The following is a 20971-nucleotide window of genomic DNA, read 5'->3' as shown; positions in this document are numbered from 1 at the left end:
AGTTACTCCTTTGACTCTTTGGAAGTTCGTGATTGTTCGAGTTGTTGGTAATACAATCTCTGCATTTTGATGACGAGATACACTACCTGAGCCCATGCAAAGGCAGCCGTATGAGAATAAGCTACACCGTCAGGAGTAAGGCCATGAGCTATGTTGTTTCTTAAGTTGATTCCATTAGAATCGACGAGTAAAACTTGTAGCTGAAAGGCGAGGTCTTCACCGAAGAACTCCGCAAACTCTGTTTCGTATATGAAATCGTTTAAATACTTTTCTTGTTGGACTCCATCTGCATCGACTTTGACTGTGATGTAACCCGTTCTTCTCATAGTTTCGCGAAGAGCATTTTCGAGATGGGGAATGAGAATGTGAATTGCTTCAGACCATCGGCCACAGATTCCATTCCAAATACCATCTCGAAACTGAAACATTCTGTAGTTCGGGATGAACGGATTTGCATACATAAGTTCGTCGAGATCAGACTTTCTTAATCGATATTTATGCGCCATTACTAGCAAACCATTGACTACATAGCCTCCTCGAATCGAGAAGTCGATTCTAAGTTGATGAGCCACGTGACCACGAAGATTTGCATCTTTTAAAATGTCATCTTTCCCGATATTTTTTGCGTCTATAGATCCAACTCTGGATAAGATTTTTCCTTTTTCATCAAGAAGAGAAGAACCAAATAAGCCATGTAGAGGACTTTTTCCTAAAATATCGAGCGCATTAGTAAAGCATTTTTCTTTCTTTTGCGGCGTTGTGACACTCACGAGAAACTCAAGAGCTTCTAAAAATGTCAAATGGGCGATACGATTTTTAAAATTAACTATTTGGTCTGTAATATCCTGAGACTCGGAGATAAAAGCGAGCTCATTTGGTATATCTAGCTGTATCTCCAAGAGATCGTCAATAAGGCGAACTTTTTCTTTTTTTCGTCCTTTGATGTTTCCGCAGGCGGCAATTGCTTTGGTATAAAGGTTTTGAAGCCGCATTGCTGGTGCACCTATGCTTCTAGTGTATTCAGCTTCATTTATATAAAGGTCGACTTCCTTTTGAAGAAAGTTTTCTCGTAGAGAATTGTCTTTCAAACGCTGTGCCAGTAAGATAAGTATTTGATTATATCTCCTGGCTAGTTCCCAATCTTTATTGGTCTCAGATGATTTGATAAGGTTTTTAATTTTAGGAATGATCTTTTGCTGTTCGTCAGTATTGGCTATGTTGATATAAAGTTTTAGCCAGTCTATTATTGCATAGCCCTTGTCCTCTGAATTTTCTGTCTCAAGCTTTGATTCAATAATTTTAAAGATGGTGACTCGTACTTCTTCTCCTAAATTTAGAAAAAAATAAAGTTGAATGGCTCTTTCTGCAGCCACCTCTGGTCTTGTTTTTAAAAAGTCTTTTTCATCCGTTGGTTTTTTGGCGATAGATAAATATGAATCAACTGCTAGCTTCGCCATTGCTACATTTTTTCGGAGAACCCATAGAAGATCAGTAAGTCTTGCGGTCCATTCGTGATTTTCAATGTTGAATCTATTAGCGGCCTCAATGATTAAAAGGTGTTCTTCTTCCAAGTGGTCGGGAGAAAGTGTTTGTGCTCCGTTAGGAAGTTGAAAAAATGGTTTATATGGGCTCCTCGGGTCATCGAGGTCGAGCATCATCCATAATACTTCAGCAAGCAGCGAGAGACTATTTTTGACTTCAGGAGCGAGTTGGTCCGCTTTTGCAGCGATCATCTCATAAATTTTATCTCTAATTTGCGACAACGATGCATCTTGCGTTACTAGAGCAGAAATCTCGTTTTCCAAAGCAATTATATGTGATGAATTTGATCCTTTGAATCTTTCAGAAAAATCCATGTGTCCCTTTGGGTGTCCTAATATGTTGATATGCGGTCAGTCCTTCGGTATTTTAGAAAAAAGCTCATTGATGTAAGGGGCTGCCTTTTCTCGCCTGCTAGAAGCCGGTATTCTATTTATAATAGAAATGTTCTTTTTGACGAGATTTGCAAAAGATACTGCGCTTTTATTGAGGTGCTCGGCCCAACCTACTAAGTATTTTTCTATATGACTAGCAATGGATTGAGTGTTGTAAATCAGACGTCTAGAGTCATTCATTTCTTCGTGCAGAGTCTTTATCATCTCAATTAACTCGCGATAGGTTTCTTGTGCAGCATCTTCCGGTAGGTCATTCTCAGAAGTGACTTCATTTGATACTATTTTTCGAGCAAAATATTTCCCCTTTTCTGTAGGTACAACCTCGGAGTCGTCACCTTGTTCTATTAGTCCCCATGCAGTTAAAATTCCTGCTTCTGGTACGACGCTAAATGCCACACGCTGGGAAAAAATATCGTCGACATTTTCTTTAAATACCTTGAATGCGGATGTTTTTGAAAACTGATCGTATTCGTCGTCCCACAGGTTTATTTTTGGATCATTGCTCGTGGGTATGTCTTTCTGATTTTGCAATCTATGCTTTAGCTGTTCGACCTCATTTGTTCTCTCGCTAAGCATGTTTTGATAATATGCTTCAAGTTCATAGTGCTTTGAGCGAAGAATCCTTGCCTCTTCTTGAGTGAGCGGGAACTCATCCTCAGTTTTTCTTCTGATATCTAGAATTTCTTTTTGTCTGTTTCTCACAAACTCATAAACCTTCTTTGAAGGATATGGAAGAATGAAGATATAAAAAATTGTCATGAGAAGAGGATAAATAATTAGACGCAGCCAAACCTGAAGGTCACCTGTGTCGAATGTTTTTTCCAATAGGTGAAACTTCTCTATTAACTTTTCATCTGAGAAGATAATTAGAAAGAAATGATAGTTGAATGCGGCTGCCGCTATCAGGAAAGTTCCCAGTAGTGGATTGGAAAATCGTTCGTGCAGCGTTACTTTTATTGAGTTGAGGATATCTTGAATCACTTACTCTCCAAAAAGATCTAAGGTAAAAATAGAGTCTGTGTTCGAAATAAGGTAAACTGCCATATATTCTCCGTTTTTATTAAAAACTTCCTGTTGTTTATCGGATTTTTATGTGAAAACTTAATGATATTTGTTAGGGCGGAGGTACGATATAAAGTATTTTTGAGTTCAATAGGAGAAGTCGAGTGAATTCCGTACTTGAGTGTCCAATTTGCCTTAAATTAGTAAAGAAATTTAAGTCGGGCTGTCATGTCATTCCGAGATGGGCTATGAGGATGACCAAGGACGGTGAAGGATCCTATGCGTCTCTACATTTGGAGAATATAGATGAACCGAAAGCGTTCAGAGAGCAGTCAGATTTAATTTGTGATTTTTGGTGTGAAACTTGTGAAAATCGATTTCGAGATGATGATGCGAATGGAGCACGTTTCTTTAAAAACAGAATGTATATTGTGCATGAAATGCAGCCAGATCCAAAAACTGGAAATATGGGAGTTGAAATTCATGATCCAAGGGCTCTGGATGATTTACGGAGTTTTATTGTTAGTTTGCTCATTAGATATGAGGTGTATGGTAGGAATGTTCCTAGAAAGTCCCCATTGGGAAATCGGTTCTCTTTTTACGCAAAGGCGTATTTAGATAGAGAGCTCGATGGTGAAAATGCTGCCTTAATGTTATTCCGAAATGTTATTCTAGGTGAAAGTCATTCAAGCTCTGTGAAAACCCGTTTTGGTACGCGTAATTGCGTGAGGATTATCTTCTGTGGGTATGACGTCTTTTTGATTTCAGATAGTAGAGGACCTCAAGTGAACGACCTTTCCAGTCTGATAACGGATAGGGAAATTGTTATTCCAATATACGGTGGAGCTCAATTACCTCAAGTAAGTGAGCTTATACAAAAGATTCGTTGTGCAGGGCCGCTTCCAAAGAAGCGAGCCAGATAAAGCTATATGAACAAATTTTATATCAGGATTGGATTTAGTTTATATTCGTATATATCTGGAACCATCTTATAGATTTCAACCGACGGATTCCGTGCACGTGCCATTGCAATTAATGGCGCGACTATGACATTATCCATTCGGCATCCAATATATAGGGCCTTTAGCTCTTCGTTGTGATATCCAAGTTTTTCATCCTCAGTGACGCCGCCAGGTTTGGGTATTACCAATCGAACTTCTTCTTCGTATTCCCACTCTAAACTCTTCGTCAGAGTGATTCTATCAAAGTAGTCTGCTAAGATTTGATTAGAAGTCCAAGTTAAAGATTTCGTCACGAAATCTTTATAGGAATTATAAAGGTGTGGTCTTTCATTTGAATAAGTGACTTTTCGCATCCTGCGAAACATTGAGTCTTTTTCTAAGTTTGGAGAAAACTCAATCACGGCACCCCTGTGGTCGTCGGCGTAGTGCGCCCACAAAAGATGATTATGTGCTGTTTGAGAAGCGCAGAAAATACCTGAAGATTCAATCTTCTCTTTGAGGTCTTTGAGTAAGGCGTTGTAGCTATTGGTAACGGCCTCAATGTCCCAAACGTCAAGCCTTGGCATATTTCTCGCGGCTTCACGTTGTTTTGTGTTGGCGTGCTTTAACTTTGAGTGCATTAATGCGATTTTTTTGTAAACTTCGCTTCCGTTTCCGTCCGGAAGCTTATTTGAAAGAATCATTTCAATAAGCGGATCAAATGAGTCTGTTCGTTTTTCGATGAAATCATAGGGGGCAACGGATTGTATTGAAATATCAAAGGGGTCATTGAATTTAGCAGGCGAGGAAAATAATATCGTTCCGTAATAAAGGATCGTATAAATCGTTTCCGCTGGTGAATACTTGAATATCTTAAGACCGAGCTCTTCCATGTCCTTTTATATTCTTCGAGAAAGAGGATGTCGCGATTTTTTTTGGTGATCTGTTCACGCACGACAGTCACGAATTGCGACACAGGCACTTATGCTGCACGCTGTGATGACAAAAATAAACCCGATTGTCCAACCCAGCATTATGGTAGAAGCTAAGGTATTAAAATTGTTTTTTATCTTTGAGAATACAAAAACCACCTTGCGGTGGTTTGAAAATTGGATGGGGTAGCAGGACTCGAACCTGCGAATGACAGAATCAAAATCTGTTGTCTTACCAACTTGACGATACCCCAATGAGTAGACTGTTCGAACCGCTAAAGTACGGATTTTGGGGACGAAAAGCAAGAAAAGATACAACGCGTTAGATATAAAACAGCCCGCCGGGGTTGCCGACGGGCTTTAAAGGTACCATGGGGGATTGAAGCCGCCGCAGTTCAGATTCTCCACACTAGAAAATGAACTGGGTTGTGTGAGCAGGGAGCTCTACTCCGACGGAGTCGGAGTGCAGACCAATCAAACTCAGTAGTCTTCGCCGTAGTCGCTGTTAGGCGCTTTCTGACGTTTTAGATTTACTAAAGTTTCGCCCATGGATTTTAATTCTTTTTCATAAGCTTCAAAAATTAAGTCCTCGATCATTGTTCGCGTCTCTTGGTTCAGAGGGTGAGCAATATCGCGGAACTGGCCGTCTTTGCGTTTCTTGCTGGGCATTGCCACAAACAAGCCGCTCGTTCCTTGAATGACCTTCAAGTCGCGCACGACGAAACAATTGTCGAGAGTGATTGAGACGTAGGCTTTAAGCCGGTCCTCATTGACTGGGAATACTTTGACCTCGGTGACTTTCATGTGCGAGTCCCTTTCGTGGTGTCATTCTTGTTGCAAACCTTGGAGCCAAACTATGGTCCGATATTCTTCTCGGCGATACCGAGAAAAACTAAAGACCTAGGTCGAGGAATTTTTTAATTTCATCTAAAGGCCACGTGCTCTGTTTCACTCTGAAACAACTGCTTAATTAAATAGCAAAGGGAAATAAAAAAGCCCATCAGGAAGATGGGCTTTGACGCTCTGAAAACTTTAATTTTTGTTTAGCTTTTAGTTAGCTTCAATATTGATGATTTGAATGCGCGTGTTGCGGGCAATGCGCAATGTGTTTTGGCCTTTTTTAAGGTTTTTCAAAACGTCTTTGGAATTGTCCACAGGCTTTTTATTCACATCCAAAACCACGTCTCCCACGCGCAGACCGCTTTTGCTGGCTTGAGATGAACGCTCAGTTTCAATCACCACAGGTTGTTTCATATCATCTGGAAGACCCCACTCGGCACGAAGCTCTGGAGTTGGATCAACGATCGTAAAACCTAAATTAAACGGAGCCTTTTGACCTTGATAAGTTTTTTGAGCCGCACGCACAACACGTGGTTTATCATCGGCGCGTTCAGCGACATTCACACTCACGTTGATAGCTTTACCGTTACGAAGAATTTTTGCCTTCGCAGGTTTGCCAATCGGAGCATCACTAACGGCATCAATCAAATCCAAAGAGCCATTGATTGTTTTGCCATTAAACTCTGTCACGATGTCATAGATTTTAAATCCCGCTTTTGCTGCAGGTCCTTTTGGATCCATGTTTGTCACAACCGCACCACGAACATCGCCAAGTCCTAAGTACTCTGCCGCATCTTGATCTAAATCACCAAGAGCTGCACCGATGTAACCGCGAGCAATGCGACCTTTCGTTTCTAGAATAGAAATCACGGATTTCACTTCATCGATAGGAATCGCAAAACCAATCCCTTGGGCGCGGGCATCAATTGCGGAGTTCACACCGACAACTTGTCCTTTAGTATTTACAAGCGGACCGCCAGAGTTGCCAGGGTTGATGCTGGCGTCTGTTTGAATCAAAGGAATTTTATTGATCTCTGTGATGTCGCGACCTTTTGACGAAACAATCCCTTTTGTCATCGAGTGACCGTGACCAAACGGATTACCAAAAGCCGCGACCCATTCGCCAACTTCTAAATCTTTGGAAGAGCCAAGAACCGCGACAGGAAGTTTTTCTTTTGGAGTGATTTTAATCAAAGCGATATCTGTTCTTTCATCACTTCCGATCAAAGTCGCTTCATAGACGTCTTTTGATTTTTCACTCAACTGAACGTTGATGATATCCGCACCCGCGATCACGTGATTGTTCGTCACAATCAAACCGTCTTCACGAATCACAAAACCCGTTCCCAAACCGATTTGTTGAGGACGTTGTTGTTGCTGCTGGGGTGGCATGCGGAAACCGTAAAGCTGCTCCAGCATGTCGAGCATCGGATCGCGACCGCGCGGCATATTTTTCGGCAGAGCTGTTGTTGAGATATTAACGACAGCAGGGTTGATCGCCTTGGCAAGCTCGACGAAAAGATTCGCTGGAAGCGGTTCACTTAATTTGAGCTTCGGAGCTTCTTTCGGCAGAGTCTGCGTTTGTTGCGCGTAAGTAGGTTGAACTGACAATGAAACGGCTAGAGCAAGAAATAAGAGCTTTTTCATATGAATCCTCTCAAACATTCCTAAATAATAGCACTGTTAGACAGATACAAACTTCATTTGTAGATCACTGATTAAATTTTCCAAGAATTTAGCTTCGTCACCCGAAAGATTGCCTTTCGTTTTTTCCTGCAGAACTAGCAAAAGGTCGATATTAAAACGAGCCATATTCTTATCTTTTGTCACTTCGCCAGATTGAGGATGCGGGGCTAAGCCCATCGCCATCACCGCAGACGAAGCGATTGACATGATTAAAACAGAAAACGAAGCTTCAAGTTTTTCACCCATAGTGTAACTCCTATATCAACTTGAGTTTTAAACCCTTTCTGTCAAGGCTGTGGAATTAGATGGGATAGTAACCCATTAATTTTTGTAGTCTCACTTCGATGGCAGGATGGGATTTTAAAAATAAATTCTTTTGATTAAAGCCCTCTGGATTCACCATGAAAAGGTGACTTGTGCACGGAGGAATTTCCAGAGGCTGAGTTTGTGCTAAACCCTCCATGCGCCATAAGACTTCGCCCAATTGATGGCGGTTTTCGAGAAGTTCAGAGGCCATCAAGTCATTTTCAAAAAACGACTTTTCACCGACGACACTCTTAATGATGAACCAGCCAATCGGAGAAAAAAGCGGCATAAAAAACTGCAATTTATAAGGCAGAAAATTATCGAGGAATTGACCTAATCCCACGACGGAATTTGCAATCGTGCTCGTTACTCCAAACGCAAAAGTATCCAAGCGACGGATGTGACAAAGTTGATGAGCGACAACGGCCTCTAGCTCCTTGTCGTCCAACTTTTGCAAAAGCCCGACAGTGAATCCCAACGAACTTCTTTTCCAAGATTGACCAACGCAGAACGCATTCGCGGAAGGGTGCGGAGTGATGTAAATCGCTGGCACCGGCATGCGAAGTTTTGCTGACATTTTTTGAACTTTATCGATAAGGCCCCAAGCATCTTGGCCTTTCATTCGTTTGGCGTTGAGTTTTGCAAGAACGCGGCTTTCTCCGTAAAAGAAAACGAAGAAGTTCAAAAACAGGGCTAAGAAGAAACCAATCAACAACCCCAGTCGTTCGCCTAATTGATAGCCCGCTATCAAGAGTGCCAGGGAGCTTGTGAGAATAAATATCCAGACTTTTGTATTGTTGTTGATCATAATAATTTTGTCCCACTTTCTTCGGTCCTTGGCAAGGGTAGAGGAAGCGCTGTTCTAGAAACTCTAAACTTGCGAAGTTTAAAGGAAAAATGTGAAATAGATAGGTTACTTCTCTAGGAGGATCAGCAGTGAGCGAAGTCGATATCATGGCCCTTAATGCCGCCATCAAGCAAGAAAGCCAATTCATCGAAAAAATGATGGCCGAAATCAACAAAGTTGTCGTAGGTCAAAAAGAAATGGTGGAGGGCATCATGATGGGGCTTCTCACCGGCGGACACATCCTTCTTGAAGGTGTTCCGGGCTTGGCGAAAACTCTGACGATTGCCACAGTTTCAAAATCCATCTCTCTTGATTTCCAAAGAATCCAATTCACTCCCGATCTTTTACCGACAGACTTGATTGGTACAATGATCTTTAATCCCAAATCAGGGGAGTTTGCTCCACGCAAAGGTCCGATCTTCACAAACATCGTTTTGGCCGATGAGATCAACCGTGCGCCAGCAAAAGTGCAGTCCGCGCTTCTTGAGGCCATGGCGGAAAAACAAGTGACGATCGGTGAAGAATCTTACCGACTTTCAAATCCATTCTTGGTTCTAGCGACACAAAATCCGCTGGAGCAAGAGGGAACATATCCACTTCCTGAAGCGCAGATGGACCGCTTTATGTTCAAGATCAATGTCGTTTACCCAGGAAAGGGTGAGGAGCTAGAGATCCTCAACCGCATGGGAACGAATGACAAACCAGAAGTGAATGCGGTGATTTCAAAAGAAGATCTTTTGCGCGCGTCACAACGTGCGGATCAAATCTACGTTGATAATAAAATTAAAAACTACATCGTTGAAATCATCATGGCGTCTCGTAAGCCGGGTGAATACGGTCTAAGCCGTATCGCAAGTCTGATCAACGTCGGTGGTTCACCGCGTGCAACGATCAGCTTGTATCGTGCAGCGAAAGCGCATGCGTTCTTGCGCGGTCGCGGTTATGTGACGGCGGAAGACGTGAAGGCCATTGCTTACCACGTGATGAGACATCGTTTGATTCTGACTTACGAAGCGGAAGCGGAAAACATCAAAACGGATGACATCATCAAAGAAATCCTGAGCCAAATTGAGGTGCCGTAGTGAGTTTACCTCCTGAGGTCTTAAAGAAAGTTAAACTCTTAGAGATCAACACAAGAAAACTTGTGAACAATCTCTTTGCGGGTGAATACCATACAGCCTTTAAAGGCCAAGGGATGACTTTCGCAGATTTCAGGGAGTATGTGCCGGGTGATGACGTCAGAAGTATTTCATGGCCTCTCACCGCGCGCACAGGCAAACCTTATATCAAAACTTTTGAAGAAGAGCGTGAGCTGACGCTGATTCTTGCTATCGACGTGAGTGGTTCCAGTGATTTCGGAACGGGGCCTTATTTTAAAGGCGAAGTGATGACTCACATGGCAGCACTTCTCGCATTTTCTGCTGTGAAGAATAACGACCAAATCGGTTTGTTGTTATTCAGCGATCAAGTGGAGCATTTTGTTCCGCCCAAAAAAGGCCGAGGACACGTGCATCGTCTTTTGCGCGATTTGTTCTACTACAAACCCAAAAGTCATCGCACGAAGTTGTCATCAAGCTTCACGTACCTCCAAGGTATTTTGAAAAAACGTGCGACTGTTTTTGTATTTAGCGATTTTATGGATGAAGGCTTTGACCAAAGCTTGCGCCTTTTGGGGCGTAAGCATGACGTCGTGGCCTGTGTTGTGAATGATGCGGCGGAATACTCACTTCCCAAAATGGGCGTGATCGAAGTGCAAGATGCAGAGACCGGAGAAATTCTAACAGTCGATACATCTTCTCCAACATTCCGTGCGCAGTATGAAGAAGCTGTTCAAAAACGTAAAGAGCAGCGAGATCGTTTATTGCGTTTATCGCAAGTAGAACGTGTGGACGTTAGGTCAAGCGAAGATTATGTGAATCCTCTCGTGGCCTTTTTTAAGAAGAGAAAGTAATGGCAACTTTGCAGTGTAAAATGGAAATGCCCTCTGTCGAAGGGCTTAAAGACAACGAACTCACCGTCGGGCGAGAGTTTCTTATGGTCTGCGACGGGGAGGTTCCTAAAGATCTGGTACAAGAAAAGTTGCATTTCGTTTTAAAGCCGGAAGAAAAATATCAAATTCATCTTTTGGGTTTCGAGTTTAGATCTCCAACACAAGTGGATATCAAAGCGACGGCTTACAAAGCAGGAAATTTTCAATATCAAGATTTGCAACTGACCGATGGAACTCAAACGGTCAGCTTGGGACCTGTGCAGTATGTTGTGCAAAGTGTTTTGCCGCCACAACAACCAGGTCAGCCTCCTGTGCAACAAGAACCATTTGGTCCGATTGGACCCGTGTCTTTGTCAGTGCCGATACTTTATTGGGCGATTTTGGCAGGAGTGATTGGTTTATTCATTCTTCTTTGCGTGAGCAAAATCTATCGTGTCGTGCAAAGACGAAACATGCTCGAGCGTTTAAAAGAACACGATTCAGCTTTAACTCCTTTAGCGCAGTTTCATCAAAGCATGCGTCGCTTACAAAGAACAAACACCGTGTTCTTTGGTGGAACCGTAGCAAATAAAGCGGACATCATTCAATGCGTGACGGAAACTCAGCAAATGCTAAAACTTTACGTCACTCGTCGCTACCAAGTTCCTGCCATGGAGTGGAGTGATCGTTTGATTTTGAAAGACCTCAAAAAATACAACCACAAGGTTTATGTTGAATACGGCGACGAACTTAAAAAACTTTTAAAAGAGTACAGCCGCGGTATTCAAGATAAAGAAAGCGTCACAGAGCAAGATGCCCTCAACATCGCCACTCACTGCCGCCAGCTTGTTGAAAAAATGGAGAGAGTGTCATGACCTATCATTCTCTCTGGGCTTTTTGGTTTCTTCTTCCTTTGGTTCTGATTTTAGCTTGGACGTTGTGGAATCGTAAAAAGAAGACACCGACGTTGCAGTTTGGTTCTGTCGCTCTTTTAAAGACAGTAACACCAAGCCTGCGCACGCGTTTGATGAATCTTCCGACCTTCTTAAAGGCTTTGGGTATTGTTCTTGCGATCATGGCGCTTGCGCGTCCGCAAACTATGAACACGAAGATCAAGAAAAACGTTGAGGGGATCGACATCGTGATCTGCCTTGACGTTTCAGACAGTATGTTGATCGAAGACATGAAGCCTTTGAATCGTCTTGAGTCAGCAAAAGACACCATCAAAAAATTCATCGAAGGTCGTTCTTCAGACCGTATCGGTCTTGTGGTTTTTGCCGGTGAGTCTTTTACTTTGGTTCCGCCGACTTTGGATTATCAATTGATCATTCAACGTGTGGGTGAAATCACGAGTGCTTCGAGTGCCAAAATCAAGGATGGAACAGCCTTGGGTGTCTCGATGGCCAACGCCGCTGGTCGCTTAAAAGACTCTCAGGCAAAAAGCCGCGTCATGATTTTCATGACAGACGGGGAGAACAATTCAGGAACCATCGATCCAGAGACGGGCCTTGAGATCGCAAAAGGCTACGGCATTAAAGTTTATTCCATTGGTATCGGTAAAGACGGTCCCACAAGAATTCCCGTTTACTCCCGTGATATCTTCGGTCAAAAAGTCAAAACGTATCAGCCGTTTGAAAGTACCGTGAATGAAGAACTGCTTGAACGCATGGCCAAAGACACGGGCGGCAAATACTATCGTGCGACCAATGAAGGCGCCTTGCAGAGAATCTTTAACGACATCGATAATCTTGAAAAAACAAAGATCGACGTGAATAAATTCACAAACTACACCGAGCAATTCCCGCCTTATCTTGTGATGGGCATTATTCTGTATCTTGCGGGCTTGTTGCTTGGAAGATCTTGGTTAAGGAGGGTGCCATAATGTTTCGCTTTGAAAACTTAGCGGCATTCAATTATCTGTGGCTGATTCCGATCATTATCGTTGTCGGTTTCTTTTTTGATCGCAGATCTAAAAAACGTATGGAGACTGCGATTGGTTCGCGTCTTTATCCGTTTCTTTCGAGTTCCGTTTCAAATAAAAAGCGCGCAATTAAAACGACCTTGCAAGTTTTGGCTGTGTTCTTTTTTGTTTTGGCACTGGCAAGACCACAAATGGGCGAAAGCCAACAAGAAGTCAAAAGCGAAGGCGTTGAAATCATTTTCGCGGTCGACGTTTCTGAAAGTATGATGGCCGAAGACGTAAAGCCTTCTCGCTTGGCGCAAGCTAAAGCAGAACTCAGTCGTTTGATTGATCTTATGCCTGGAAACAAAGTCGGTGTCGTGGCCTTTGCAGGATCAGCAGCACTGTTATCACCTCTGACGAATGATCCGGGCGCAATTAAAATGTACTTGGAATCTTTAGAACCAAGTTCTGTTTCTTCTCAAGGTACAAATTTTACGGAAGCTTTAAAAGTTTCTAAAGAAGCCTTTGAACGCGGTGGTGTGACCACGGATGAAACAGTGAAAGTCACGCGGGTGATTTTGTTTGCCTCCGACGGGGAAGATCACGAACCCGGTGCTTATGAAGAAGCGAAGAAGCTGGCTGGTGAAGGCATTCGCATTTTCTCTTTGGCGTACGGAACTGAAAAAGGTGGCGCTATTCCTGTGCGTGATGGAATGGGCTTCCTTAAAGGTTATAAAAAAGATCGCCAAGGCCAGACCATTTTAACAACAGTGAAGGGTGACGCCTTAAGAGCGTTGGCCGAAGCCGGTAAAGGCGGTTTTTATTTTGCAACTTTCGGTGGCGATCAAACGAAACATTTGGTTGAAGACATCACGAAACTTGAAAAAACTCAGTTTGATTCCACAGTGGCAACGCAATACGAAGAGCGATTCCAAACAGTCTTGTTAATCGGAATCATCATTGCCTTGCTGGAACTTTTCCTTGGCGAAAGACGCATGGGCTTCCGCTTTTGGAAAGGAAGATACGAGGTTCCTCCGGCATGAAGCACTTAAATACCTTTAAAAAGCTTCAAGCTTTAGCAGTCATTCTTATTCTTTCTGGATGTGGTCCTGGAAGACCTCATCTAAAAACGTTGGAACTCAATCGTGAGGGGAATAATGCGATCAAAGGGCAAACTTATCCGGCAGCGATGGATAAGTACATCGAGGCTCTTCGGTATGATCCTTTCGTTGGGCAGTTGCATTTGAATCTTGGTCTGTCTCTTGAAGGACTTCAGCAAGCGGATAAAGCCGTTCAGTCTTATAAAGAGGCTGAAAAGCTTGCGGAGAAAGAAAAGAATTTCCCGTTGATGTTTATGGCGCGCTTTAATCAAGCGCAGCTTTTAGGCAAAGCTAAAAAAGTGGATGAAGCGTTAGCGATGTATCAAAAAGCTTTGGAAATCATTCCTTCCTCAAAGGAAGCAAAAACTAATATTGAGCTTTTAACTCAAGCTCAACAAGGTGGCGGTGACGGTCAGAATCAAGACCAAAAAAATCAGCAGCAAGGTCAACAGAACCAGCAGCAGAAACCGCAAGATGGTAAAGATCAAAAAGATAAAGACAAAAAAGACGAGCCCAAAGAGGGGCCAAAGCAGCAGTCTCCCAAATACAAACCTCGTCCATTCCAAGGAAAAGAACTTTCCGAGGGCGATGTGAAAAAAATCTTAGGGGAGCTGAAGCAGCAAGAGGAAAAAATCCGTGCGGAGTACAACCGCAAGGAAGTCAAGGAGCAGCCTCGTGACAAAGACTGGTAATTTTTTATTCTTCCTTAGTTTTTTATTCTGTGGATTTTTCGCACATGCCGCAGGTACGACGGTTCAGTCTTCTGTGGACCGCAACGAAATGGGTGTGGGGGACACGTTTACGCTCACAGTTTCCGTTGTTTCAACAGATGACGTCGATGTGCAAGATCCGCGCATTCCTGATTTGGACGGTTTTGATTTGCTTAATAACTGGCAGTCTACAGCCGTTGCGCAAAAACTAGTGAACACTTCTAAAGGCATGCAGTTTGAAACTCAAAGACGTAAAGAGTTTCACTATATGTTAAGTGCAAAACGTCAAGGCACTCTAAGTGTTTCTTCATTTGAAGTTGTCGTGAACGGAAAAGTTTTCCGCACACAACCCATCGTAATTAAAGTTGGAAGCCAAGGAAGTGGTGGCCAGCTTAAAAAACGTCCTTCGCAAATGCCGGGAATGCCAGGCTCTGAAGATCCGTTTGAAGCCATGGATCAAGCCGAAGAAGAAATCTTTAATCAGCTTTTAAGACAGCGCCAAAGACTTCTTCAACAACAGATGGGACAGGCTCCGGATGAAAACTTTCCATCAGCAGCAACGGGACTTCCTGAAGCGGCCTTTAGAAGTCTTCCGACGAATCCCAATGAAGCGTTCTTTATCTCTGTTGAAGTCGATAAGACGGAAGTTTACGAAGGTGAACAGGTCACTGTGAATTGGTACATCTACACGCGTGGCCAGATGGAAACTTTGGATCGTTTGAAGTTCCCAAGTCTTCGCGGCTTCTGGAAAGAAATTATCGAAGAAGTTCCATCAATTCAATTCACAGAAGAAATCGTGAACGGCATTCCTTGGAAAAAAGCTTTGCTGGCTTCTCACGCTCTTTTCCCAATCAAAGCCGGAACTGCGGTGATTGACGAATATAAAATCAAATCTCGCGTGCGCTTGCCGTCACAAGGCTTGGGTGGTTTTTACGGTCGACCTTATGAATACACAAAAAGTTCCGCACGCGTTGATATCAAAGTAAAACCTCTGCCTGTTGAAGGTCGTCCTTCTGATTATACGGGAGCCGTGGGGCAGTTTGAAGTTCATGCGAGTGTTGAGAACAACACGGTTCCTGTGAATCAACCTGTGAGCCTTAAAGTGCGCTTTGAAGGTGCGGGAAATGCGAAACTGATTGATTTGCCAGCTTTGAATTTGCCGGCAGGACTTGAACAGTACGATACAAAGTCTGAATCTAAGTTTTTTAAAAATGGTCGCAGTTATAAAGAATTTGAAGTGCTTGTGATCCCAAGACAGGAAGGCGATCTTACGATTCCTGCGTTGAGTGTCAGCATGTTTGATCCTCAGTCAAAAAAATACTACACAAAATCAACTCAGCCGATCAGTTTGAAAATCGTCAATAATCCCAACGCTCCGGTGGGTTCATCATCGCGAATGGCCGAGGCTGGTAAACCTGCCGCAAAACCCACTGTTGCAGAAAATAGACTTCCAGATCCGGTGATGGTGTGGGAACCTGCTACACAAGCCAGCGTTCTTTATCGCCCCTGGTTGTGGGCCGTGGTTTACGGCGGAATTTTATTGGGACTTCTTGCCAAAGCCCAAAGGGAGTTCGGTTGGGGGCGCCGTCGCCGCACATTGAAAGAACTTGTGCAAAAACGCTATAAGCAAGTCGACAGTGCGCTTTCTAAAAACGACTACCGCAAAGTGGGTGTCGAGATGACGAACATCTTCTATGTGATTTTAGGCGAAGTCGCAGGTGAAGGGGGAGCGTCCCAAGAAATCGAAAGATTGCTGGCATTGATGCCACCAAGTTTGCGTCGCGATCACGGCGACGAAATCGCGAAGAACTTCGAAATTTTCCAAACGATGAGTTTTGCGCCTGAAGAAATGTTGGGAAGCCTTAAAGACACGGCAACAATGAAATCCAATGTTGAACGCGCGAAAAAAGTAATCAGCTCTGTGATCTCAGCGGTGGAAGTAAAATAACTTCCACTATTGCTTGGTATAAAATCTTGGATCCAACTTATCAAAACGGCGCTCCGCCGTTTTGCCGTTTTTAGAAGATGTTGGCATTCCCAAAAATAAATTCATTTTGTCGCCGTCTGCTTTCAAATCAAAGATGTTATAAAGGATTTCTCCTTCGCGTGGTTGGAAAAAATCATCACAAGTGCGTCCCGTGACGATTTTCTTTTCATTCGTTTTCCAATCTACAAAACCGCAAAAGCCGATTTGATTGAGGGCTTCACTCACGATTTCCGAAAGAGGCGTGTAAGAAGCTTCAAGGGCTGTCATATCCAGATTTTTATCTTGAATAGCAGATTTATATTTAACTTCGTAAATGATGTACGGCGTTTGGCAGTTTTCTTCTTCAAAAGCGGTGTGCGTGACTGTCCACAATTCATTCTCGGTATTGACTAAAGTTTGAAGGGCATCGCTGTCGTCAACACAGCAAGAACGCAGAAATTTTCCTTGTGGAACGACACTGTCAGCAAGGCTTTGGAACGGAAATAATAAAAATAAAACCAATAAAGCTTTCATAAAGCTGAGCTTATATAAACCCTGCTCAAAATCAAACAGATATAATGAGAAGTGCGAGGTGTGCTTATGAAAACATTTATATTAGCGGGTCTCCTGTGGGGCCTCGGAGGAGTGGTTATGAGCAAAGATTTCTCTCACTATCATAAACCGGATCCATCCGTCTTAAAAAGACAGCTCAATTCATTGCAATACGAAGTGACTCAGATGGAAGGAACGGAAAGACCTTTTAACAATAAATATTGGGATAATAAAGAAGAGGGTATTTACGTGGACATTGTTTCCGGTGAGCCTCTTTTTAGTTCGAAAGACAAATACGATTCAGGAACGGGATGGCCGAGTTTCACAAGACCTTTAGAGGCAGAGCACATCACAACCAAAGTGGACACTCAACTTTCTTTGCCACGGACAGAAGTTCGCAGCAAATCGGGGGATTCTCATTTAGGACATCTTTTTAATGACGGCCCGGGTCCTGATCACAAGCGCTACTGCATGAACTCAGCAGCACTGCGTTTTATTCCTGTGAAGGATTTGGAAAAAGAAGGTTACGGTGAATACTTGTCTCTTTTCCAAGAACATAAAAAAGGTGAGCCTGAAGCGGGAGCTCCGGGATATTGAATTTTCTCAGTGAGTTTTCGTTTTCCGTCGGAAGTTACGAAGTGTTTGGCTTTCACAAGTTTTATCTTTAGGTTTCTCTCTTCAAAAAAGGGAGAAACCTATGCGTTTGATTCTTGCAAGTCTAACTTTGTTGTTAGCGTCTTCAGCTTTTGCCGCGAAAGACAACTGCCAAAAATATTTTGCTTATGATCGTTACATGCAAGCGATTAAAACCGTCGCACAACACACGCAATACGGTCTTGAAGAAATGTGCACTCTGTCAACAATCTGGGATATCGAAGCGCAACCTTCACGCGTCATCACTCCCAAAGGTGATGTGATCCCGCACGTGCGCGTGCAGCTGCACAGAGAATACGACAGCTGTCTTTACATGGTTCGCGACGCGGACCAAGTGATCACATCCAGCCGTTGTTACTCCGGTTGGTGATCGGAAAGAAATTCTTTAATGAAGCGTGGGACCTCTTCTGAAGCGGGTCCTACGAAATGTTGTTCGAAGGCGGATGAGATTTCCGTATCTTTGAGATTGATTTCTATTTTCTTGGCTTTCCACGCGAGTCTTACGAAACCGGCGGCAGGGTAGACGTTGCCGCTCGTTCCGATGGAAACAAAATAATCGGCCTTGTCTAAGGCTTCGTAGATTTCCTCCATGTGATGGGGCATCTCGCCAAACCAAACGATATCGGGTCTCACTCCGCCTTTGCGCCCACAATGTAGGCAGGGCTCATCCACCGCAAGATCTTCGGTCCATTCGAAATGCTCATCACAATAAAGGCAAAACACGCGGTCCAAACGCCCGTGCATGTGGAGAAGATTTTTAGAACCTGCGCGTCGATGGAGGTTGTCGACATTTTGAGTGACGAGGAGAAAATTCCCCTCCCATTGGCGTTCCAATTCCGCGAGGGCCAAATGAGCTGCATTCGGCTGGATTTTCGTGTCTTTCAATTGAGCACGTCTCATGTTGTAGAAGCGCTGAACAAGAACAGGATCTCGAGCAAAAGCTTCAGGAGTGGCGACATCTTCGATTCGATGCTCCTCCCAAAGTCCGTCCTGATCGCGAAACGTGCGAATGCCGCTCTCCGCGGAGATTCCAGCCCCGGTCAGGATGACGATGTTCTTAAAAAGCCTTAAGTCCATTATGCCTCGCGCAACGCATCGGAAACAGAGCCATCTGGTTGTTATTTCAACTGATTTTCATTAGGATGGGGCGTTCTTCAAAGAAAGGCAATAACAATGGCTTCTAAAATCGAAACGTCACCAGAAATGGTACAGAACGTTTACAAAAAGACAGCAGAAAGATTGGCTGTCGTTCGCAATCGTTTGAACCGCCCTTTGACTTTGGCGGAAAAAATCTTGTTCGGTCACTTGGATGATCCACAAAACCAAGAGTTGGTTCGTGGCGAAAGTTTCTTGTTGTTAAGACCAGACCGTGTAGCAATGCAAGATGCGACAGCGCAAATGGCTTTGTTGCAATTCATGCTTGCTGGAAAAGATGAAGCAGCCGTTCCTTCAACAGTTCACTGCGATCACTTGATCCAAGCTTACAAAGGTAAAGATGCAGACATGACTGCGTCGAATATGTCGAACAAAGAAGTTTTCGAATTCTTGGCGACAACGTCTTCTCGTTACAACATCGGCTTCTGGAGACCAGGCGCTGGTATCATTCACCAAGTGATCCTTGAGAACTACGCATTCCCAGGTGGATTGATGATCGGTACAGACTCTCACACTCCGAATGCGGGTGGTTTGGGTATGTGTGCAGTGGGTGTTGGTGGATCTGACGCTTCTGACGTGATGGTTGGACTTCCTTGGGAAGTTAAAAATCCAAAATTGATCGGTGTACACCTTAAAGGAAAATTGGGCGGCTGGGCTTCTGCAAAAGACGTAATCTTGAAACTTTGCGGAATGCTAACAGTTAAAGGTGGAACAGATAAAATCGTGGAGTACTTCGGTGAAGGCACTTCTTCGATCTCTTGTACAGGTAAAGCAACGATCACAAACATGGGTGCGGAATTGGGCGCGACTTGCTCTGTATTCCCGTACGATGAGCGCATGGGCGCTTACTTGAAATCAACAGGCCGTGATGAGCTTTCTAAAATTGCTGATGCTCACAAAGACATCTTGTCTGCGGATGCTGATGTGATTGCAAATCCAGGCAAATACTTCGACGAAGTTTACGAAATCGATTTGTCTGCGTTGGAACCACACCTTGTCGGTCCTCACACTCCAGACTTGGCTCGTCCTATCTCTGCTTTGAAAAAAGAAGCGGCTGAAAAAGGTTACACTTTGAAAATCTCTTCAGCGTTGATCGGTTCTTGCACAAACTCTTCTTACGAAGATATCGGCCGTGCGGCATTCGTAGCAAAACAAGCTATGGATATCGGCGTAAAAATGAATCAGCCATTCTTGGTTTCTCCGGGTTCTACACAAATCCAAAAGACAATCGAGCGCGACGGTCAAATGGCGACATTCAACGAAGTGGGCGCAACAGTTCTTGCGAACGCTTGCGGTCCTTGCATCGGTCAATGGAAACGTGATGACGTAAAAACGGGCGAGAAGAATACAATCGTGACTTCTTTCAACCGTAACTTCCGCGCACGTAACGACGCGAATCCAGAAACTTTGGCGTTCATCGGTTCACCTGAAATCGTCATGGCATTGGGTCTTGCGGGTCGTTTGGATTTCAACCCAGCGACGGATGAACTTGAAGGACCTAAAGGCAAAGTGAAGTTGCAAGCTCCAGTAGCTCCAGAACTTCCTGCGAAAGGTTTCATCCCTGATACAGAAGGTTACCAAAAACCAGCGGGTGCTCAGGCACAAGTGGCAGTGAGCCCAACATCTGAGCGTCTTCAACTTCTTTCTCCATTCACAAAATGGGATGGTAAGGACTTCGTTGATAACCTCGTGCTTGCAAAAGCAAAAGGGAAGTGCACGACAGATCATATCTCTCCGGGTGGTAAATGGTTGAACTACCGTGGTCACTTGGACAACATTTCTAACAACATGTTGTTGGGTGCAGATAACGCATTCACAGGTGAAATCGGTAAAGGTAAGAATCTTTTGACGGGTCAAACAGGTCTTGAGTTCGCGCAAATCGCTCGTCAATACCAAAAAGCTCACAAAGGTTGGGTGATTGTCGGTGACGAAAACTACGGTGAAGGTTCTTCTCGTGAGCACGCAGCGATGTCTCCAAGATTCTTGGGTTGCACAGCTGTGATCACAAAATCATTCGCTCGTATCCATGAAACGAATTTGAAAAAACAAGGTGTGCTTGCTTTGACTTTCGCGAATCCAAAAGATTACGACAAAATCCAAGAAGCAGACACTGTAAGCCTTGTGGACTTGAAAGATCTAGCTCCTGGTAAACCAGTGAAAATGAACATCAAGCACCAAGACGGTTCGACGGAGTCTATCGAATTGAAGCACACTTACAACGCAGAACAATTGAAATGGTTCCGCGCAGGAAGTGCTTTGAACTTGATCCGCGGCCTCTAAGCGGCGCGTAGGCTGATCGGCGGACGCCGGCAGAGCCGAAGCGCCTGTGGCGCGTAGGCTGAAGCAGCATCAACTAAAAGCCTCGGGGGAAATCCCGGGGCTTTTTTATTTTCAACTACGACTATGGTCTGGTCGCAGACGCAAGCTGAGCGCATCTCGAATATTTTCAAACAGTGGAAGAGCGAGGTGAGCAC

The 20971-nt window shown here is 43.9% G+C and carries 19 protein-coding genes, 1 tRNA gene and 1 pseudogene; 11 read left to right on the top strand and 10 right to left on the bottom strand.

Annotation, left to right across the window (positions count from 1 at the left end):
- Positions 1–2: 2 nt before the first annotated feature.
- Positions 3–1856, bottom strand: a complete 1854-nt coding sequence (locus tag ACLSSO_RS13155; protein ID WP_413943078.1) for a DUF4209 domain-containing protein — start codon at positions 1854–1856, stop codon at positions 3–5.
- Positions 1857–1892: 36 nt separating this feature from the next.
- Positions 1893–2915: a hypothetical protein gene (locus ACLSSO_RS13150; protein ID WP_413943077.1), complete on the bottom strand. Its 1023-nt coding sequence runs from the start codon at positions 2913–2915 to the stop codon at positions 1893–1895.
- A gap of 185 nt (positions 2916–3100) precedes the next feature.
- Between ACLSSO_RS13150 and ACLSSO_RS13145 the strand changes: the two genes are divergently transcribed.
- A complete protein-coding gene (locus ACLSSO_RS13145; RefSeq protein ID WP_413943076.1) occupies positions 3101–3859 on the top strand; it encodes a hypothetical protein in 759 nt (252 codons plus the stop codon).
- A gap of 17 nt (positions 3860–3876) precedes the next feature.
- On the opposite strand, the gene ACLSSO_RS13140 is transcribed toward ACLSSO_RS13145, so the two are convergent.
- The 6 genes from ACLSSO_RS13140 to ACLSSO_RS13115 all read right to left on the bottom strand — a co-directional run bounded on the left by ACLSSO_RS13140 (position 3877) and on the right by ACLSSO_RS13115 (position 8449).
- On the bottom strand, positions 3877–4770 hold the full coding sequence (locus ACLSSO_RS13140) for a DUF2971 domain-containing protein (protein ID WP_413943075.1): 894 nt from the start codon (positions 4768–4770) through the stop codon (positions 3877–3879).
- A gap of 217 nt (positions 4771–4987) precedes the next feature.
- A tRNA-Gln gene (locus ACLSSO_RS13135) sits at positions 4988–5063 on the bottom strand.
- Positions 5064–5289: 226 nt separating this feature from the next.
- Positions 5290–5613 (bottom strand): septation regulator SpoVG, encoded by a 324-nt coding sequence (spoVG, locus tag ACLSSO_RS13130; RefSeq protein ID WP_295905947.1) that lies wholly within the window; start codon positions 5611–5613, stop codon positions 5290–5292.
- Between the two features lie 246 nt (positions 5614–5859).
- Positions 5860–7296, bottom strand: coding sequence for a trypsin-like peptidase domain-containing protein (locus ACLSSO_RS13125; protein ID WP_413943074.1), 1437 nt, complete (start codon positions 7294–7296; stop codon positions 5860–5862).
- Between the two features lie 36 nt (positions 7297–7332).
- Entirely contained in the window at positions 7333–7581 is a 249-nt protein-coding gene (locus ACLSSO_RS13120; protein ID WP_340592447.1) for a DUF1844 domain-containing protein, read from the bottom strand.
- Between the two features lie 55 nt (positions 7582–7636).
- Positions 7637–8449 carry a M56 family metallopeptidase gene (locus tag ACLSSO_RS13115; protein ID WP_413943073.1) on the bottom strand — a complete coding sequence of 271 codons (813 nt, stop codon included), beginning with the start codon at positions 8447–8449 and terminating at the stop codon, positions 7637–7639.
- Between the two features lie 146 nt (positions 8450–8595).
- Here ACLSSO_RS13115 and ACLSSO_RS13110 point away from each other — a divergent pair, with 146 nt between their 5' ends.
- Genes ACLSSO_RS13110 through ACLSSO_RS13080 form a run of 7 tightly spaced genes read left to right on the top strand, consistent with a single transcriptional unit; the run spans position 8596 to position 16118 of the window.
- On the top strand, positions 8596–9570 hold the full coding sequence (locus ACLSSO_RS13110) for an AAA family ATPase (protein ID WP_413944826.1): 975 nt from the start codon (positions 8596–8598) through the stop codon (positions 9568–9570).
- Positions 9570–10439 carry a DUF58 domain-containing protein gene (locus ACLSSO_RS13105; RefSeq protein WP_295901112.1) on the top strand — a complete coding sequence of 290 codons (870 nt, stop codon included), beginning with the start codon at positions 9570–9572 and terminating at the stop codon, positions 10437–10439. Before ACLSSO_RS13110 ends, ACLSSO_RS13105 begins: the two co-directional genes overlap by 1 nt.
- Positions 10439–11332, top strand: coding sequence for a hypothetical protein (locus ACLSSO_RS13100; protein ID WP_295901115.1), 894 nt, complete (start codon positions 10439–10441; stop codon positions 11330–11332). The genes ACLSSO_RS13105 and ACLSSO_RS13100 overlap by 1 nt, the downstream gene beginning before the upstream one ends.
- Entirely contained in the window at positions 11329–12339 is a 1011-nt protein-coding gene (locus ACLSSO_RS13095; RefSeq protein WP_295901117.1) for a vWA domain-containing protein, read from the top strand. The genes ACLSSO_RS13100 and ACLSSO_RS13095 overlap by 4 nt, the downstream gene beginning before the upstream one ends.
- Positions 12339–13403, top strand: coding sequence for a vWA domain-containing protein (locus ACLSSO_RS13090; RefSeq protein WP_413943072.1), 1065 nt, complete (start codon positions 12339–12341; stop codon positions 13401–13403). Before ACLSSO_RS13095 ends, ACLSSO_RS13090 begins: the two co-directional genes overlap by 1 nt.
- Complete coding sequence (locus ACLSSO_RS13085; RefSeq protein WP_413943071.1) at positions 13400–14152, top strand: tetratricopeptide repeat protein; 753 nt, start codon at positions 13400–13402, stop codon at positions 14150–14152. The genes ACLSSO_RS13090 and ACLSSO_RS13085 overlap by 4 nt, the downstream gene beginning before the upstream one ends.
- Positions 14136–16118 carry a BatD family protein gene (locus ACLSSO_RS13080; protein WP_413943070.1) on the top strand — a complete coding sequence of 661 codons (1983 nt, stop codon included), beginning with the start codon at positions 14136–14138 and terminating at the stop codon, positions 16116–16118. The genes ACLSSO_RS13085 and ACLSSO_RS13080 overlap by 17 nt, the downstream gene beginning before the upstream one ends.
- A gap of 6 nt (positions 16119–16124) precedes the next feature.
- Here the strand turns inward: ACLSSO_RS13080 and ACLSSO_RS13075 are convergent, their stop codons facing one another.
- Positions 16125–16670 carry a hypothetical protein gene (locus ACLSSO_RS13075; protein ID WP_413943069.1) on the bottom strand — a complete coding sequence of 182 codons (546 nt, stop codon included), beginning with the start codon at positions 16668–16670 and terminating at the stop codon, positions 16125–16127.
- 165 nt (positions 16671–16835) lie between these two features.
- Here ACLSSO_RS13075 and msrB point away from each other — a divergent pair.
- Positions 16836–17285 (top strand): annotated as a pseudogene (gene msrB, locus ACLSSO_RS13070) (peptide-methionine (R)-S-oxide reductase MsrB); the annotation flags it as partial.
- Between the two features lie 100 nt (positions 17286–17385).
- The gene (locus ACLSSO_RS13065; RefSeq protein ID WP_413943068.1) at positions 17386–17712 is read left to right on the top strand and encodes a hypothetical protein; all 327 of its coding nucleotides are present in this window, start codon (positions 17386–17388) and stop codon (positions 17710–17712) included.
- Here ACLSSO_RS13065 and cobB read toward each other — a convergent pair.
- Positions 17697–18419 carry a Sir2 family NAD+-dependent deacetylase gene (gene cobB, locus ACLSSO_RS13060; RefSeq protein ID WP_413943067.1) on the bottom strand — a complete coding sequence of 241 codons (723 nt, stop codon included), beginning with the start codon at positions 18417–18419 and terminating at the stop codon, positions 17697–17699. The two genes, ACLSSO_RS13065 and cobB, sit on opposite strands and share 16 nt — an antisense overlap.
- 96 nt (positions 18420–18515) lie before the next feature.
- On the opposite strand from cobB, the gene ACLSSO_RS13055 reads away from it, so the two are divergent.
- Positions 18516–20777 carry an aconitate hydratase gene (locus ACLSSO_RS13055; RefSeq protein WP_413943066.1) on the top strand — a complete coding sequence of 754 codons (2262 nt, stop codon included), beginning with the start codon at positions 18516–18518 and terminating at the stop codon, positions 20775–20777.
- The last annotated feature ends 194 nt before the right edge of the window (positions 20778–20971 follow it).

Origin of the sequence: Bdellovibrio sp. HCB-162 (genome assembly GCF_047344985.1) — a bacterium.
Classification (GTDB): Bacteria; Bdellovibrionota; Bdellovibrionia; order Bdellovibrionales; family Bdellovibrionaceae; genus Bdellovibrio.
Note: the sequence above shows the minus strand (reverse complement) of the source record. Positions and strands in the feature narration are given on the sequence as shown.